The organism is Stutzerimonas stutzeri (assembly GCF_038561965.1).
Lineage (GTDB): Bacteria > Pseudomonadota > Gammaproteobacteria > Pseudomonadales > Pseudomonadaceae > Stutzerimonas > Stutzerimonas stutzeri_AA.
On record NZ_CP139348.1, the window covers coordinates 3,853,717 to 3,871,066 of the forward strand.

The 17,350-nt window shown below is 63.1% G+C and carries 14 protein-coding genes; 6 read left to right on the top strand and 8 right to left on the bottom strand.

The window, feature by feature from the left end; genetic code table 11:
- Window positions 1–23: 23 nt before the first annotated feature.
- The 7 genes from narI to SM130_RS17820 form a co-directional block, all read right to left on the bottom strand.
- Entirely contained in the window at window positions 24–815 is a 792-nt protein-coding gene (narI, locus tag SM130_RS17790) for a respiratory nitrate reductase subunit gamma (protein ID WP_102824743.1), read from the bottom strand.
- Entirely contained in the window at window positions 808–1,563 is a 756-nt protein-coding gene (gene narJ, locus SM130_RS17795; protein ID WP_102824742.1) for a nitrate reductase molybdenum cofactor assembly chaperone, read from the bottom strand. Before narJ ends, narI begins: the two co-directional genes overlap by 8 nt.
- A 3-nt stretch (window positions 1,564–1,566) precedes the next feature.
- Window positions 1,567–3,105, bottom strand: coding sequence for a nitrate reductase subunit beta (gene narH, locus SM130_RS17800; RefSeq protein ID WP_102824741.1), 1,539 nt, complete (start codon window positions 3,103–3,105; stop codon window positions 1,567–1,569).
- 10 nt (window positions 3,106–3,115) lie between these two features.
- Entirely contained in the window at window positions 3,116–6,871 is a 3,756-nt protein-coding gene (locus SM130_RS17805) for a nitrate reductase subunit alpha (RefSeq protein WP_102824740.1), read from the bottom strand.
- Window positions 6,872–6,976: 105 nt separating this feature from the next.
- Window positions 6,977–8,464 (bottom strand): MFS transporter, encoded by a 1,488-nt coding sequence (locus SM130_RS17810; RefSeq protein ID WP_102824739.1) that lies wholly within the window; start codon window positions 8,462–8,464, stop codon window positions 6,977–6,979.
- A 14-nt stretch (window positions 8,465–8,478) separates the two neighbouring features.
- A complete protein-coding gene (locus SM130_RS17815) occupies window positions 8,479–8,937 on the bottom strand; it encodes a universal stress protein (RefSeq protein ID WP_102824738.1) in 459 nt (152 codons plus the stop codon).
- A gap of 15 nt (window positions 8,938–8,952) precedes the next feature.
- A complete protein-coding gene (locus SM130_RS17820; RefSeq protein WP_102824737.1) occupies window positions 8,953–10,554 on the bottom strand; it encodes a NarK/NasA family nitrate transporter in 1,602 nt (533 codons plus the stop codon).
- Window positions 10,555–10,880: 326 nt separating this feature from the next.
- On the opposite strand from SM130_RS17820, the gene SM130_RS17825 reads away from it, so the two are divergent.
- The 4 genes from SM130_RS17825 (at window position 10,881) to SM130_RS17840 (ending at window position 15,119) form a co-directional block, all read left to right on the top strand.
- On the top strand, window positions 10,881–12,737 hold the full coding sequence (locus tag SM130_RS17825; protein WP_256044920.1) for a type IV pili methyl-accepting chemotaxis transducer N-terminal domain-containing protein: 1,857 nt from the start codon (window positions 10,881–10,883) through the stop codon (window positions 12,735–12,737).
- 40 nt (window positions 12,738–12,777) lie between these two features.
- A complete protein-coding gene (gene narL / locus SM130_RS17830; protein WP_256044928.1) occupies window positions 12,778–13,386 on the top strand; it encodes a two-component system response regulator NarL in 609 nt (202 codons plus the stop codon).
- Window positions 13,387–13,557: 171 nt separating this feature from the next.
- Complete coding sequence (locus tag SM130_RS17835) at window positions 13,558–14,343, top strand: type IV pili methyl-accepting chemotaxis transducer N-terminal domain-containing protein (protein WP_102824735.1); 786 nt, start codon at window positions 13,558–13,560, stop codon at window positions 14,341–14,343.
- A gap of 80 nt (window positions 14,344–14,423) precedes the next feature.
- A complete protein-coding gene (locus SM130_RS17840) occupies window positions 14,424–15,119 on the top strand; it encodes a Crp/Fnr family transcriptional regulator (RefSeq protein WP_102824734.1) in 696 nt (231 codons plus the stop codon).
- Between the two features lie 5 nt (window positions 15,120–15,124).
- Here SM130_RS17840 and SM130_RS17845 read toward each other — a convergent pair whose 3' ends face one another.
- On the bottom strand, window positions 15,125–15,664 hold the full coding sequence (locus SM130_RS17845) for a DUF4345 domain-containing protein (protein WP_102824733.1): 540 nt from the start codon (window positions 15,662–15,664) through the stop codon (window positions 15,125–15,127).
- A 191-nt stretch (window positions 15,665–15,855) separates the two neighbouring features.
- Between SM130_RS17845 and SM130_RS17850 the strand changes: the two genes are divergently transcribed.
- Both SM130_RS17850 and ypfJ read left to right on the top strand, forming a co-directional pair.
- Window positions 15,856–16,290: a DUF411 domain-containing protein gene (locus SM130_RS17850; RefSeq protein ID WP_102824732.1), complete on the top strand. Its 435-nt coding sequence runs from the start codon at window positions 15,856–15,858 to the stop codon at window positions 16,288–16,290.
- A 129-nt stretch (window positions 16,291–16,419) separates the two neighbouring features.
- Entirely contained in the window at window positions 16,420–17,277 is an 858-nt protein-coding gene (gene ypfJ / locus SM130_RS17855; RefSeq protein ID WP_102824731.1) for a KPN_02809 family neutral zinc metallopeptidase, read from the top strand.
- The last annotated feature ends 73 nt before the right edge of the window (window positions 17,278–17,350 follow it).

Here is a 17,350-nt window from a genome sequence, read left to right on the forward strand (position 1 = left end):
CACGAGGCGTCAGCCGGCGAGGGTCATACCGGGGTCTTGCTCTTTGCCGTGGCAGGCACAGCGGTCGGCACGGCGGTTTCGTGTGCCGGGGCTTCGTAGGTGCGCGGACGCTGAGGGCGCGGCACGCTTGGCTTGACGCCCTTCTGCCGGACGATCTGGTAACGCCGACCCAGGTACCACACCGGTGCGCTGACGATGTGCACCAGACGGGTGAAGGGGAACAGCACGAACAGGGTCACGCCGAGGAACACGTGCAGCTTGTAGATGACGCTGACCGACTCGATGGCGACTGCAGCCTTGACCGGCTGCAGGGTGACCAGGCTCTGTGCCCAGGTGCCCAGCAACACCATCACCGAACCGTCCAGATGGCCGGTGGAGGCGACGATGGTCAGCAGACCCAGCACCAGCTGCGCCAACAGCACGAACAGGATCATGATGTCACTGGTGTTGGACGTGGCCCGCACACGAGCGTCGGTCAGGCGACGGTGAATCAGCATCACCAGACCGATCAGGCAGAGGATGCCGAAGAAGCCACCGGAAACCATCGCCACGATCTGCTTCTGGCCGCTGGTGATGAACGAGTGGTACAGCGCCTCGGGCATCAGCAGACCGACGAAGTGACCGGCCAGGATAAAGAGGATGCCAACGTGGAACAGGTTGCTCGCCAGACGCATGCGGTTGTTCGACAGCATCTGGCTGGAGCCGGCCTTCCAGCTGTACTGCGACAGGTCGAAGCGCGCCCAGCTGCCGATCAGGCAGATGGCCAGCGCAATGTAGGGATAGACCCCGAACAGCAGGAAATTGTAGTTAGACATTGCGCACCTCCTGGGCGAGCGCGGCGGCCTGCCCGTCATGCTTGAAATCGGTCCAGTGCAGCGGCACCGGGCTTTCCTCGCGAGCCTTGCCCGGCCCGCTCGCCATGGATGGGCAGCGATCCTGCTGCTCGGCCTGGAGGAAATTGACCTGCTCCTCCTCCCAGATCTTGTCCAGCGCTTCCAGCGAATCGTCGCGTTCCTCGGCGGCGACCTGCTCCTGCAGGCCGGCCAGGGTTTCCTGCACCGGCTCGCCAGCGATCTGCAGCAGCGCACGGAAGCACGCGGCATGCGGGCTTTCACGCTCTTGTAGACGCGCTGCCAGCAGAGCCAGCAGGTGCGAGACGTCGGCCAGACCCTCGCGGGCCTCGAGGTCATCGCGGGTGGCGAGGTACTCGAGGTACAGCGGGATGTAGTCCGGCAGCTCGCGTACACCGATGTCGAAACCGGCCTCGGTGTACTGAGCCATCAGGTCGACCATGGCCTGGCCGCGGTCGCGGGACTCGCCATGCACGTGTTCGAACAGGAGCAGCGACAGTGAACGGCCGCGGTCGAACAGGTCGTTGTAGCGCTCCTGCACGTCCATCAGGTCGTCCTCGGTCAGCTCGTCGAGCAGGCGGCGCAGCGCGGCGCGCTGCTCCGGGCTGATCTCGCGAGCCGCGCCGATGGCCTGGGCCAGTTCGGCATGGCCGTCGCGCAGGTGCTGGTCGGGGTAGTCCAGCAGCAGGGATATCACTTTAAGGATGCGCATGGCTCAGTCCTCCCACAGCTGGACAGTTTTGATGACGTCGCGGCGATTGGCCTTCTTGGCACCGAACATGTTGGTGTCCGAAGCGCCCGAGCAGCCGCTGCCGAAGCTGAAGCCACAACCGGAACGCTCGGCGAAGGCGTCGCTCATCGCCTCTTCGCGGTGGGCGGTCGGGATCACGTAGCGATCTTCGTAGTTGGCGATGGCCAGGTAGCGGTACATGTCCTCCACCTGGGCCACCGACAGACCAACGCTCTCCAGCACCTTGAGGTCCTGCACGCCATCGACCTGCTCGGCGCGCTTGTAGGCACGCATGGCGAGCATGCGCTTGAGCGCCAGCTTGACCGGCTCCTCGTCACCTGCGGTGAGCAGGTTGGCCAGGTAACGCAGCGGGATGCGCAGGCTGTCGACGTCCGGCAGTACGCCGTCCATGCTGACGTGACCGGCGCTGGCAGCGTTCTGGATCGGCGACAGCGGCGGCACGTACCACACCATCGGCAGCGTGCGGTATTCCGGGTGCAGCGGCAGCGCCAGCTTCCAGTCCACCGCCATCTTGTACACCGGCGACTTCTGCGCGGCTTCGATCACCGACATCGGTACGCCGTCGTTGAGCGCCTGCTCGATGACCTTCGGATCGAACGGATCGAGGAAGATCTCCAGCTGCTTGGCGTACAGGTCCTGCTCGTTGACGGTGCTGGCCACTTCATGGATGCGGTCGGCGTCGTACAGCAGCACGCCGAGGTAGCGGATGCGGCCCACGCAGGTCTCGGCGCAGACGGTCGGCATACCGGCCTCGATGCGCGGGAAGCAGAAGATGCACTTCTCGGATTTGCCGCTTTTCCAGTTGAAGTAGATCTTCTTGTACGGGCAGCCGCTGATGCACATGCGCCAGCCGCGGCACTTTTCCTGGTCGATGAGAACGATGCCGTCCTCCTCGCGCTTGTAGATCGCACCGCTCGGGCAGGCGGCAGCGCAGGTCGGGTTCAGGCAGTGCTCGCACAGGCGCGGCAGGTACATCATGAACGTGTTTTCGTACTGCCCGTAGATGTCCGCCTGGATGTTGTCGAAGTTCTTGTCCTTACGACGCTTGGCGAACTCGGTACCGAGAATTTCTTCCCAGTTCGGGCCCCACTCGATCTTCTCCATGCGTTGACCGGAAATCAGCGAACGCGGCCGTGCAACCGGCTGGTGATTGGAGATCGGCGCGGTGTGCAGGTTCTGATAGTCGAAATCGAACGGCTCGTAGTAGTCGTCGATGGTCGGCAGGTCCGGGTTGGCGAAGATGTTCGCCAACACGCGGAACTTGCCACCGATACGCGGGTTGATAGTGCCGTCGCCGTTGCGCACCCAGCCGCCCTTCCACTTGTCCTGGTTCTCCCACTCTTTCGGGTAGCCGATGCCAGGCTTGCTCTCGACGTTGTTGAACCAGGCGTATTCCATGCCTTCACGACTGGTCCAGACGTTCTTGCAGGTGATCGAGCAGGTGTGGCAGCCGATGCACTTGTCCAGGTTCAGGACCATGCCCACTTGTGAACGAATCTTCATGGCCTATTCCTCAGATGTCTTGCGGCAGGGGTTGCGGCAGATCGTTGCCGTTCGGGCCGTCGAGCCAGTCGACCTTGGCCATCTTGCGTACCACGACGAACTCGTCGCGGTTGCAACCCACGGTGCCGTAGTAGTTGAAGCCATACGCCTGCTGGGCGTAGCCGCCGATCATGTGGGTGGGCTTGAGCACCACGCGGGTCACCGAGTTGTGGTGGCCGCCGCGGGTCTTGGTGGTCTCGCTGCCGGGCACGTTCACGATGCGTTCCTGGGCGTGGTACATCATCACCATGCCTTCCATCACACGCTGGCTGACCACCGCGCGGGCAGTCAGGGCGCCGTTGGCGTTGAAGCACTCGATCCAGTCGTTGTCCTCGATGCCGGCCTTCTTGGCGTCGACTTCGGACATCCACACAATCGGGCCGCCGCGGCTCAGGGTGAGCATGATCAGGTTGTCCGAGTAGGTGCTGTGGATGCCCCACTTCTGGTGCGGCGTGATCCAGTTCAGAACGATCTCGGTATTGCCGTTGCTCTTCTTGCCCTTCACGTAATCGATGGTGCGGGTGTTGATCGGCGGCCGGTAGCTCATCATCTGCTCACCGAAGGCCTGCATCCAAGGATGGTCCTGGAAGAACTGCTGACGACCGGTGATGGTGCGCCATGGGATGAACTCGTGGACGTTGGTGTAGCCGGCGTTGTACGACACATGCTCGTCTTCCAGGCCTGACCAGGTCGGGCTGGAGATGATCTTGCGCGGCTGGGCCTGGATGTCACGGAAGCGGATCGCCTCGTGCTCCTTGGGCAGCGCCAGGTGGCTGTGGTCGCGGCCGGTGAACTCGGACAACGCCGCCCAAGCCTTGAGCGCCACGTGGCCATTGGTTTCCGGGGCCAGGCTGAGAATCACCTCGCAGGCATCGATGGCCGACTCGATCTGCGGACGCCCCTTGCTGACGCCTTCGTCACGTACCTTGTAGTTCAGCTCGCCAAGGAAATCGACTTCATCCTGGGTGTTCCAGTTGATGCCCTTGCCACCATTGCCGAGCTTGTCGAGCAACGGGCCGAGGGAGCTGAATTTCTTGTAGGTGGCCGGATAGTCACGCTCGACCACCGTCATGTTCGGGCAGTTCTTGCCCGGTTGCGGATCTGTGCCTGCGGTTTTCCAGTCGGTGCCGCCAAACGGCTGCGCCAGTTCGCCGGGGCTGTCGTGGAGCAGCGGCACGGTGACCAGATCCTTTTCCACACCCAGATGACCTTCAGCCATCTTCGAAAAGGCCTTGGCGATGCCCTTGTAGATTTCCCAGTCGGAGCGCGATTCCCAGGCCGGGTCGATGGCTGCGGACAGGGGGTGGATGAAGGGGTGCATGTCCGAGGTGTTCATGTCGTCCTTCTCGTACCAGGTCGCGGTCGGCAGGACGATGTCGGAGTACACGCAGGTCGAGGACATGCGGAAGTCGAGGGTGGTGACCAGGTCGAGCTTGCCGATGGCGCCGTCGTCCTGCCATTCGGCCTCGAGCGGCTTAAAGCCGTCGCGCTTGCCGAGGTCCTCGTTCATCACGCCGTTCTTGGTGCCCAGCAGGTACTTGAGCATGTACTCGTGGCCCTTGCCCGAGCTGCCCAGCAAGTTGGAGCGCCAGATGAACATGTTGCGCGGGAAGTTATCCGGATTGTCCGGCTGCTCGCAGGCGAACTTCAGCGAACCGTCCTTGAGCGACTGGGTGACGTAGTCAACCGGCGACATGCCGGCGGCTTCGGCATCGCGGCAGACCTGCAGCGGGTTGCGATTGAGCTGCGGCGCGCTCGGCAGCCAGCCGGCACGTTCGGCGCGGATGTTGTAGTCGAGCATGTGCTCGGGGAACTGCGACTTGTCAGCCAGCGGCGAGAGCACTTCATGAATGCTCATCTTCTCGTGGCGCCACTGCGAACTGTGGTTGTAGAAGAAGCTGGTGCCGTTCATCTGGCGCGGCGGACGGCTCCAGTCGAGACCGAAAGCCAGCGGCAGCCAACCGCACTGCGGACGCAGTTTTTCCTGGCCGACATAGTGGGCCCAGCCGCCACCGGTCTGACCGACGCAACCGCACAACATCAGCATGTTGATCAGGCCGCGGTAGTTCATGTCCATGTGGTACCAGTGGTTCATCGCCGCACCGACGATGATCATGGAACGGCCATGGGTCTTGTCGGCGTTGTCGGCGAATTCACGGGCGATCTGGATCGCCTTCTCGCGGGACACGCCGGTGATGACTTCCTGCCAGGCCGGAGTGCCGGGCACGCTGGCGTCGTCGTAGCTGGAAGCGACGTTGGCGCCGCCCAGCCCACGGTCGATACCGAGGTTGGCGGCCATCAGGTCGAACACGGTGGCGACTTTGGTGGTGGTGCCGTCGGCCAGGGTGATGCTGCGTACCGGTACGCGGCGCAGCTGGATGCTCTCGCCTTCGGCGTGCTGGAAATGCTCGTGGAGGATGCCGCCGAAATACGGGAAGGCAACCTCGGCTGTCTCACCACCTTCGATCTGGGTCAGGCTCAGATCGACGTCACGGCCGTCACGGCCTTCGCGGGCTTCGATGTTCCACTTGCCCTTCTCGCCCCAGCGGTAGCCGATCGAGCCCAGCGGCGAGACCAGCTCGCCGGTGCTGCCGTCGACGGCAATGGTTTTCCACTCGGGGTTGTTTTCCTGGCCGAGGTTGTCAGCCAGATCGGAAGCGCGCAGGAAGCGGTCGGCGATGTAGCTGCCGTCCTTCTCGTTCAGGCGCACCAGCACCGGCAGGTCGGTGTAGCGCTTGGCGTAGTCGCGGAAGTACTCGCTCGGCTTCTCGAGGTGGAATTCCTTGAAGATGACGTGGGCGAAGGCCTGGGCCAGCGCGGCGTCGGTGCCCTGCTTGGGGTTGAGCCAGAGGTCGGTAAGTTTGGCGACTTCGGCGTAGTCCGGGGTGATGGCGACGGTCTTGGTGCCCTTGTAGCGGACTTCGGTGAAGAAGTGCGCGTCCGGGGTACGCGTCTGCGGAACGTTGGAGCCCCAGGCGATGATGTAGTTGGAGTTGTACCAGTCGGCCGATTCCGGCACGTCGGTCTGCTCGCCCCACACTTGTGGAGAGGCCGGCGGCAGGTCGCAGTACCAGTCGTAGAACGACAGGCAGACGCCACCGATCAGCGACAGGTAGCGGCTACCGGCAGCGTAGGAAACCATCGACATGGCCGGGATCGGCGAGAAGCCGACCACGCGGTCCGGGCCGTACTGCTTGACGGTGTAGACGTTGGCGGCGGCGATGATCTCGTTGACTTCTTCCCAGCTGGAGCGGATGAAGCCGCCCATGCCGCGCTTGCTCTTGTAGGAATCGGCCTTGGCCTTGTCCTCGACGATGCTGGCCCAGGCGTCCACCGGGGTCATGGTGCGCCGCGCGTCACGCCACAGTTTTAGCAGCGGCTTGCGCACCTTGGGGTACTTCAGGCGGTTGGCGCTGTAGATGTACCAGCTGTAGCTGGCACCGCGCGGGCAGCCGCGCGGCTCATGGTTGGGCAGGTCGTTGCGGGTACGCGGGTAGTCGGTCTGCTGGGTTTCCCAGGTAATCAGGCCGTTCTTCACGTAGATCTTCCAGGAGCACGATCCGGTGCAGTTCACCCCGTGGGTGGAGCGCACGATCTTGTCGTACTGCCAGCGCGAGCGGTAGACGTTCTCCCAGTCGCGGGATTCGATGCGGGTTTCGCCATGACCATCGGCGAACTCGCCTTGCTTCCTGTTGAAGAAGCGCAATTGATCGAGCAAGTGGCTCATTGGTTTCTCTCCTCACTCCGGTTGCGAACCACTGGCCCGACCGGTCGGCTTATCAATCTCGGCTTGCGCCAGCCGAGTTGGCTGGCGCATTCATTCGGTGCAACGTCAGGACGCGATCTTCTGGCGGGCCTCCAGCTCCCGGTCGACGCTGGATACGTAGTACTCGTCGGAGAACGCCCCCTCGGGCTCCTTCAGCCAGAGCAGGCAGAGCCCGAAGCTGACGAGCGCACCGGCGGCAATCACCATGAAGAACTGCGAGGGGGTCACGAAGGTGAACAGGGTCAGGTAGCAGACGGCACCAACGTTGCCGTAGGCCCCGGCCATGCCGGAGATCTGCCCGGTAACGCGGCGCTTGATCGAGGGGATGATGCCGAAGGTCGCGCCCTCGGCGCCCTGGACGAACACCGAGCAGAGCACGGTGATCGCCACGGCGACGATCAGCGGCCACTTGGAGTTCATCAGCCCCATCAGCAGGAAGCCGACCGAGATGCCGAGCATGTAGGCCAGCATCACGAAGCGGCGATTGCCGAAGCGGTCGGAAACCAGGCCGCCCATTGGCCGAGCCACCAGGTTCACGAAGGCGAACGAGGCCGCGATGATGCCCGCGGTGGTTGGGGTCAGGCCCCAGGTCTGCTCGAAGAACATCGGCAGCATCGACACCACCGCCAGCTCCGCACCGAAGTTGGCGAAGTAGGTCGAGTTCAGTGCAGCGACGGTGTTGAAGGGGTACTTGTCATCTTCCGGCACGCCTTTCTTCAGGATCGGCACGTTGACCCGCAGGATCTGCACCACCTGGAACACAACGACCACAACGATCGCCGCGTAGCAGATCATCGCGCCGGTGGAGCCCAGATAGCCCAGACCCTCGATACGCCAGACCAGAATGCCGAGCACGCCGACCATCGGGATGGTCCAGATGATCAGCTTGATCATGTCGGCCCAGGTGCTGACTTCCAGCGCGCTGGCCTTGTGCGGCTTGCGGTGGATGGTGCCGACCGGGCCGTCGGTGAGTGCGAACCAGTAGTACACACCGTAGACGGCCATGATGATCGCCGAGCTGGCAATCGCCCAGCGCCAGCCTTCCGGACCACCGAAGGCATGGATGGCGATGGCCGGCAGGCTCATGGCGGCGGCAGCGGAACCGAAGTTGCCCCAGCCAGCGTAGAAGCCCTCGGCGAAACCGATGTCCTTGGGCTTGAACCACATGGCGGTCATGTGAATGCCAACCACGAAGCTGGCACCAATGGAGCTGAGGATCAGGCGCGACACCAGCAGCTGGGTGCGGCTGTCACCGAAGGCGAAGAACAGCGCGGGCGCGGCCATCACCACCAGCAGTACCGAGAAGACCCGGCGCGGGCCGTAGTGGTCGAGCGCCATGCCGACCAGGATGCGCGCCGGGATGGTCAGCGCCACGTTGGCGATGGCGAACAGCTTGAGGTCTTCAGGCGTCAGCCAGTTCACGCTTTTCAGCATGCTCGAGGCCAGCGGCGCCATGCCGAACCAGACGAAGAAGCAGATGTAAAAGGCGATCCAGGTCAGATGCAGGGCTCTGACTTCGGGGCGCTTCCATTCGAACAGCGTAGAAACTCTCATTTTGAGCTCCTCACTCAGGGGCAGGCTTGGATCAGGACCGGGCAAGGCGCCCGGCGGGCCAGGAAAGCGCTCACGCTGCCGAACGTCATGTAGTCGAGCTCGTCGACCAGCAGATTCAGCGAGCGGGAAATGAAGCCGCCGTCCGGTTCGTTGGAATGCCGCGCGATGACCAGCAGGTCGGGCTTCTTGTGCTCGGCTGCCTTGAGAATCATCTTGCGGGCGTCGCCCTCGGCGAGGATGACGTCGGCGTCCAGGCCGAAGGCGCTGACCTTGGCAGCGGCCTCCTGCAGGAAACCCTGGAATTCGCGCCGCTCGCGCTCGTAGAGCTCGACGGCCGAATCACTGGTGTCGCGGGTTTCTTCCACTACCCCGACCAACATGACCAGCGGCTTGAGCGGGCCGAACATGTCGAGGGTGGCGTCCAGGGCTTTCCTGGCGTTACGCGAGTTGTCGTAAGCGATCATGATTTTCATCGCGGCTCTCCGGACTCAGGGGTTCTTCACGTAGGCGTTGGGGCGCAGGTAGAACCACCAGTTGAGAATCAGGCACAGCGCGCAGAAGACCGCGAAACCGTACATGGCCACTTCGGGAGTACCGGCCTTGACCTGCTCGCCAATCACGATCGGGGCGACGAAGGAGCCGTAAGCAGCGACAGCGGAGGTCCAGCCGAGTACCGGGCCGGCCTTCTCGCGGTCGTAGATCACGCCGATGGTGCGGAAGGTGGAACCGTTGCCGATGCCGCTGGCAGCGAACAGCACCAGGAACAGCACCAGGAAGAGGAAGAAAAACTCTTCAGGTTGGGCCGAGCCGTAGGCTTGCTGCATGACATAGCCGGCCGCGACCGAGGCGATCACCATCACTACCGAGACGATCTGAGTGACGATGGAGCCGCCGACCTTGTCGGAAATCCAGCCGCCCAGGGGACGAATCAGGGCGCCGATGAACGGGCCGATCCAGGCGTAAGTCAGGGCGCTAGGCGCATTCGGGTTGACGACGCGGGTGACGGTGCCGTCAGCGGCCACTTCGTTCATGAAGCCGAAGATCACGGTGATCGACAGCGGCAGCGCCATCGAGAAGCCGATGAAGGAGCCGAACGTCAGAATGTAAAGGATGCTCATCGACCAGGTGTGCTTGTCGCGGAAGATCGCGAACTGACGCTTGATGTTCGGGCTGATGCTGCCTGGCAGCATGCGCAGCATGCCGAGGGTCAGGCCGATGGTGAGCAGCATCACTCCCCACATGTTCAGCACGCCAAGTCCTACAGGTGCCGGCAGGTAGAGGTACAGACCTACAGCAGCGGCAGCGAAGGCCACGGCGTAGAGGCCAATAATCTTGCCGAAAGCGTTCAGCGGGTAACCCGGCGTCGGCGAAATCACCAGCAAGTTGTTCATGCCCTTCCAGCCGGCGAAGGCCAGCGGAATCAGGAACAACAGCCATACCCAACCGGCATTCTGAATCCAGGTGTCGGTACCGGCGGGGATCTTGCCGATCAGCGTGCCGCTGTCCTTGAGCAGTTCCATCGGCGCACCAGCCAAGACCCCGAACACGCCGGCGGTCATCACCAACGGAATCAGAATCTGCATGGTGGTAACGCCGAAGTTACCCAACCCCGCATTCAGCCCCAGGGCCAGGCCTTGCTGACTCTTAGGGAAGAAGGTGCTGATGTTGCTCATCGAGCAGGCGAAGTTGCCGCCACCGATGCCAGAGAGGAAGGCCAGCAGCTGGAAGACCCACAGCGGCGTGTCCTGGCTCTGCAGCGCGATGCCCGCGCCGACGGCGGGAATCATCAACAGCGCGGTGGTCAGGAAGATGGTGTTGCGTCCGCCGGCGATGCGGATCATGAACGACGCCGGGATGCGCAACGTTGCGCCGGTGAGGCCGGCAATCGCGGTCAGGGTGAACAGCTCAGCGGGCGCGAAGGGAAAACCCAGGTTGAGCATCTGCACCGTGACGATGCCCCACATAAGCCAGATGGCAAAACCCATCAGCAGGCTCGGGATGGAGATCCAGAGATTGCGATTGGCGATCCGCTTGCCGGTGGTGTCCCAGAATTTCTGGTCCTCCACATCCCACTTTTCGATATTGCTCATGGTCGATCCTCTTGGCGCCAGGACCCTGCTTGCAAACGCAGCGGGATCAGGAATGGCTCGCACGCTAAGGGCGCGGGATCGATCCGAAGTTGACTCAGGTCAATACACGACTAGTGGCATTTTGCTTGACAACGCTTTTCTACCACCAACGAGGTATCACCCGTACGCCAGGTAATTTCTTTATATATCAATAGGTTAACTGGCAACAAACGCAGCGCCGGCCGCGTATGAAATGGATGTAAATGCATTGGGAGTACATCCCCCGCCATGGCCAGCCGGTGCCACAAAGCGCAGAATGAGGCACCGCCAAAACCGACGATTCGACCATGCCCCTGTCCGAAAGCGACCAGCTCTCCACCCGCCACTCGATCGTGTTCAACACCTTGGTGGCCTTCGTGGTGATCATCGGGTTTTCGCTGGTCAGCATGCTTGCCAGCCTGTATCTGGCCGACGCCCTGGAAGGCGACGCCGAAGCGATCAACCAGGCCGGGAGCCTGCGAATGCAAGCCTATCGGCTGGCATTCACTGCCGAACACGGAACTCAGGAATTGCTCCACGAACGCATCGAGACGCTCGAACGCACGTTGCGCTCGTCCTCGCTGCGTTCTGCACTGCACCGGCACGGAAATACCCCGCTGCCGGGGTTGCATGCCGGCGTGTTGCAACACTGGCAGGAACGCATGCGCCCCTTGCTCGATTCACAACCCGCGCAACTGGATGACTATCGTCAGGAGGCACCTGAGTTCGTCAGCGAGCTGGACGCGTTCGTGCGCAGCCTGCAGGAAGCTTCGGAAGGCAAGCTCGGTGTCATTCGCGCGCTGCAGGCCGGGACCCTGTTCGTTATCGTGTTGATCGCCTTCGTGCTGATCTACGGCTTGCACAACAACCTGGCCTCACCGCTGCGCAGCCTGACCAAGATGGCGCGCGACATCGGCAAGGGCGACTTCAGCGGCAAGGTTCAGATTCCCGGCGATACCGAGCTGAGCCTGCTGGCTCGCACGCTCAACCAGATGGGCCAGGAGCTGGCCGGGCTCTATGCGGAAATGGAGCAGAAGGTCGACGAGAAAACCGCCGCCCTGACCCGAAGTAACGCCACCCTGCAGCTGCTGTTCAACAGCGCGCGGATGCTCTACAGCCAGCCGGACGATCCGTCGCAGATGATGGGCTCGCTACTGGCCAAGATGCAGCAGATCCTCGGCACCGGGCCGATCTCGCTATGCCTGAACCATTCTGCCGAGGCCGGCAGCCATACGGCGATGACCTCCCACGATCTGCAACCGCCGGACTACTGCAAGCTGCCGCAGTGTGGCGCCTGTCCAGTCAACAAGACCGGGCGGCTGCCCAGCGGCGAAGAACTCATGACCTTCGAGCTGCGCTCCGGCCAGGATGACCTCGGTTCGCTGCGCGTCGCACACCCGGCCGGCGAGCCGCTGGCTTCCTGGCAGACGCTGCTGCTGACGACCCTGGCTGACCTCTTCGCCGCGTCACTGAGCCTGGCACAACTGGGGCAGAAGCAGGCGCGCCTGGCGCTGATGGAAGAGCGTGCGGTGATCGCCCGCGAGCTGCACGACTCACTGGCACAGGCACTGTCCGCGCAGAAGCTGCAGCTGGCGCGCCTCAAACGCCTGATGCAGAAGGAGAGCAGCCAGGCGCAACTGGACGACAGCGTGCAGCAGATCGATCAGGGATTGAATGCGGCCTACCGACAGCTACGCGAGCTACTGACCACGTTCCGCATCAAGGTCAACGAGCCAGGGCTCAGACCCGCGCTGCAGGCGACCGTCGAGGAGTTCGGCGCAAACTCGGGTCTGCAGATCGAGAACGACTACCGCCTCGACCACTGTCCGCTCACGCCCAACGAAGAAGTGCACTGCCTGCAGATTCTCCGCGAGGCGCTGAGCAACGTGGTCAAGCACGCCGGGGCTGACCGCTGCTGGCTGGGCCTGACCCAGGACGATACCGGTACCATCCACGTCAGGATCGAGGACGATGGCATCGGCATCCGGCCCGAAGAACAGCGCGCCGGCCACTACGGCCTGATCATCCTGCAGGAGCGCGCCAGCAGCCTGAACGGCACCATCAGCATCGGCCCGCGTGCTGGTGGCGGCACCTCGGTACACCTGCGATTCCCGCCCGCCTATCGCCATATTCCGCTTACACAGGAGCCTGTCACGCATGAATGAAGGGACAACCACACGAATCCTGCTGGTCGACGACCATCCCATGATGCGTCGGGGTCTGCGTGATCTGCTTGAACTGGAAGATGATCTGGAGATGGTCGGCGAGGCCGGCAACGGCGAAGACGCGATCCGCCTGGCGCAGCAGATCGAGCCCGACCTGATCCTGATGGATCTGAACATGCCGGGGATCGATGGCCTGGAAACCACCCGCCGCATGCGCGACGTGGATATAGACGCACGCATCATCATGTTCACCGTCTCCGATGAGCAGAGCCACGTCCTCGAAGCCCTGCGCAACGGTGCCGACGGCTACCTGCTGAAGGATATGGACGCCGAACAGCTGATCGAACAGATCCGCCTCGCCGCCACCGGCCGCATGGCGCTCAGCCCCGAGCTGACACAGGTGCTTGCCGAAGCGATCCGGGTGCGTCCCAAGCCTACCGGACAGGTGCAGTTCTCCAGCCTGACCAAGCGCGAAAAGGAAGTGCTGCGCCTGATCGCCAAAGGCCAGAGCAACAAGATGATCGCGCGCAAGCTCGGCATCACCGAAGGCACCGTCAAGGTTCACGTGAAGAACCTGCTGCATAAGCTCGGCCTGCGTTCGCGCGTCGAGGCGGCAGTCTGGGTGCTGGAGAACGAAGCAAAGGGCTGACGGCAGCGCGGCCTCGGCCGCGCTCTTTCTGTGCGCAGCTACTCACGTCGAACACGCGTTGGCGCCCCCTTGACGATCATCAATGTTATCGCTGTACAGCGCTCTATCGTTACGTCCTCACCGACCTGACCAAACGGTCAGCATCGCGCCCGCCAGACGTAAGGAGCGCCCATGTTCAAGATTCTGTTACCCACCTCCCTGGTGCTCGGCCTACTGGCCGCCAGCCTGCCCTGCCAGGCCGCCATCAGCGATGCCGAGGCAATCAACCGTGCCGGCATGCAACGCATGCTCAGTCAGCGGATAGCCAAGAACTACCTGATGATCGGTACCGATACCCGAGTCGATCTTGCTGCCGGCCAGCTCGACAGCAGCATTTCCAACGTCGAGGAAAACGCTCAACTGCTGGATGACTACGCGCCCAATGACAGCGTGCGCAAGGCGCTGCAGGAGGCCACGCAGACCTGGCATCAGTATCGCCAGCTCGCGCTCACCCGCCCGGATCGAGAACAGTCCGCCGAGCTGCTGCGCCTGGCGGAGCGCTTTCTTGGCCAGAGCGAAGCCCTGGTGCAGGAAATCGAGCGCCATAGCGGCAACCAGGCGGCGCGCCTGGTCAACCGCAGCGGCCGGCAGCGCATGCTCAGTCAGCGCATCGCCATGCTCTACCTGGCCATGAGTTGGAAGCTGCCAGAGCAGCGTCTGCGTGGTGATTTCGACGCAGCGGTGGCCGAGTTCGAGCGCGGGCTGGAAGAGCTGAACGAGGCGCCGCAGAACACCGAGCAGATCAACCGCCAGCTCGACCAGATCGGCGCGCAGTGGCGTTTCGCCCGTGCCGGTTTCAGCCTCGCGGATGACGCACGCTTCGTACCGACGGTGATCGTCACCACCAGTGATTCGCTGCTACGCAAGATCGAGCAGCTGACACTGGACTACGAGCGCCTAGCTGGCAGCGGTCGCTGAGCCACTACCTACCCTGCCCAGAAAGAGGTATGGCTTGGTCGCGCCGCGCGACCTAGCATGCCCTCATCAAAAGGAAGGGGATGGCCATGCTGACAGGCTCTACAGTACTCAATACGTTGCGCCGTCATCATCTGTTCAGCGGGCTCGCCGAAACGGCGCTGCAAAGCATCGCTACGCATACCACGGTCAAGCGCCTGCCGGCCGGCTGCACGCTGTTCCATCAGGGCGATGCGGCCGAGCACTTTCACGTTCTGATCAGTGGCCAGGTCAAGTTGCACCGAGTCACCTGCGACGGGCAGGAGAAGGTCATCGAGGTGGTCCGCCCCGGCGAGGCATTCGCCGAAGCGATGCTGTTCAACAAACTGCCCGAGCATCCGTTGAGCGCCACTACGCTCAAGGAAAGCCTGGTGCTCAACGTACAGAACAGCCATTACCTGCGCCTGCTCGAGACCCAACCACAACTATGCATGCAGTTGCTCAGCAGCCTGAGCGCACGACTCAACCAGCGCCTGCACCAGATCGACAACCTTACCTCGTCGAATGTCTGCCAGCGCGTCGTGCGCTATCTGTTTCAGGAATTGCACGCGGCGCGCAGCGGTGTAATCGACCTTGATCTGCCCAAACGCCTGATCGCCTCGCAACTTGGCATCCAACCGGAAACCCTGTCGCGCATCCTCCATCGCCTGACCGACGCAGGGCTGATCGCCGTGCAACGCCGGCGGATCGAGATCCTCGACCAGAACAGCCTTTCAGCCTACCTCGAAGCGGCGGCCTGACCGGCCTACGCACCTGGTTCGCCGCGACGAAACGGCTGCGTGGCGACATCGGCCGGAGCCGGCTCGACCGGTGGCGGTCCGTCACCGAGTTTGAAGGGCTTCGGTGGCTCACTGACCAGCCTGCGAGTGGCCGGCTCGATGCGCTCCGGTTCAGGCTCCGGGCGTTCCCGGATGTAGCGCCAAGCGGCCACGGCGAGCAATGCGGCCAGCACGCGGTAGATCAGCGAAGCCAGATCGAAGCCGACCAGCTCGCCGCCGTCCAGCCAAAGCGAAACCAGGCGACCGAGCACCAGCGCCGTCATGGTCAGCATGAGCAACACCAGCGCGGATCGGGCGCGCTCCGGCGCACGCGCGGCCCAGATCAGGAACAACGCCAATCCCAGCTGTAAGCCACCGTAGTAGACGCGCATATGACTGACCGACGCGCCCTCCATCAGCAGCATGCCGTTCAGATTGGCCATCTCGTAGGGACGCAACCAGTAGGCCAGGCTCAGGCAGGCCATTACCAGCGCCTGCACAAGCAGAACGAAACGGGCAAAACGCATCGAAAACTCTCCTGATGTGCGACTCGCTACTCCGGTTGGCATAGGACTGTCGCGTGGCCGGTTCGTTCTGCGCTGCAGCACATGACCGGACGTCCGAAAGCGAAGTCAGCGGTGGCAATTGCACGCAGACCACACCTTGGGCGGGGCCGCGAGCCGGCGTATTCTGGGGCTCTCGCCCGATGGAGAATCCCATGCGCCGCTTCCTGCTGCTGCCTTCCCTGCTCACCGGCTTAGCCCTGGCCGCCGACCCCATCGCCATCGACGTCTATCGCGATGCCAATTGTGGTTGTTGCAGGGCATGGATCGAGCATCTGGAAGACAACGGTTTCGCCGTGCGTGATCACGTCGTCAACGACATGACCTCGGTGAAGATGGAGCACCGGATTCCCCATCGACTCGGTTCCTGTCACACCGGCGTGGTCGATGGCAAGTTCGTCGAAGGCCATGTGCCGGCGTCCGATATCCTCAAGCTGCGCGCGCAACCCGATCTGATCGGCGCCGCCGTTCCCGGCATGCCGCTCGGCTCGCCTGGCATGGAACTGGGTGAGCGCAAGGATGCGTTCAAGGTCATCGGCGTCAGCAAGGATGGCAAGGAACGCGTGCTCTCCGAATACCCAGGCGACTGACCCTCCATTCGCTGAGCAAAACTCTGCGCTTTGCTGCAGCGTTTTCGCACTGCGCGGGTCTCAACTGGAGGCAGGCGCCGCTTCGCTGCTAAGCAACCCAAACCCGCCAACCGTTCAGAGGGTCAACTCATGCGCTGGAATCGCGCCCGACGCAGCGACAACGTGGTGGACGCCAGGGGCCGCAGCGGCATGCGTCTAGGCGGCGGCTTGGGCCTGGGTGGCATCGCCATCGTCGTGGTAGTCGGCCTGCTCTCCGGCCAGGACCCGCTGCAGATTCTCGGTCAGCTGGCCAACCAGGGCGGCTCCAGCGTCTCCCAGACAAGCCAGCGACCCTCCGGGGACGACCCTCAGGTCGAGTTCGTCCGCGCAGTGCTCGGCGATACCGAAGACACCTGGCGCGCCCTTTTCGAGCAGCATGGCGCGCAGTACCGCGATCCGACCCTGGTGCTGTTTCGCGGCGGGGTGAATTCGGCGTGCGGCTTCGCCAGTTCGGCGGTGGGACCGTTCTATTGCCCGGGCGACCAGCAGGTCTACCTTGATCTGCAGTTCTTCGATGAAATGGCCCGACGCTTCTCTGCCACCGGTGACTTCGCCCAGGCCTATGTAATTGCCCATGAAGTCGGCCATCACGTGCAGACCCTGCTTGGTGTTTCGCAGCAGATGCAGAGCGCCCGCCAGCGTGGCGCGAAGATGGAAGGCGATAACGGTCTGTTGGTCCGCCAGGAACTGCAAGCCGACTGCTTCGCCGGTGTCTGGGCATACCATGCGCAGCAGCGGCATGACTGGCTGGAAGAAGGTGACCTGGAAGAGGCGCTGAACGCCGCCAACGCCATCGGTGACGACAACCTGCAGAAACGCAGCCAGGGCCGCGTGGTGCCGGACGCCTTCGCCCATGGCACCTCGGCGCAACGGGTACGCTGGTTCCGCGACGGCTTCGAGCACGGCGATCCCGCTCGCTGCGACACCTTCAAGGCGGCACGGCTTTAGCGCAGTAGCGTCCGGGGCAGTGCGTCGGAGATCAGTAGCATCGGTGGGCTAAAGCCCACCCTATTTGCAGGCT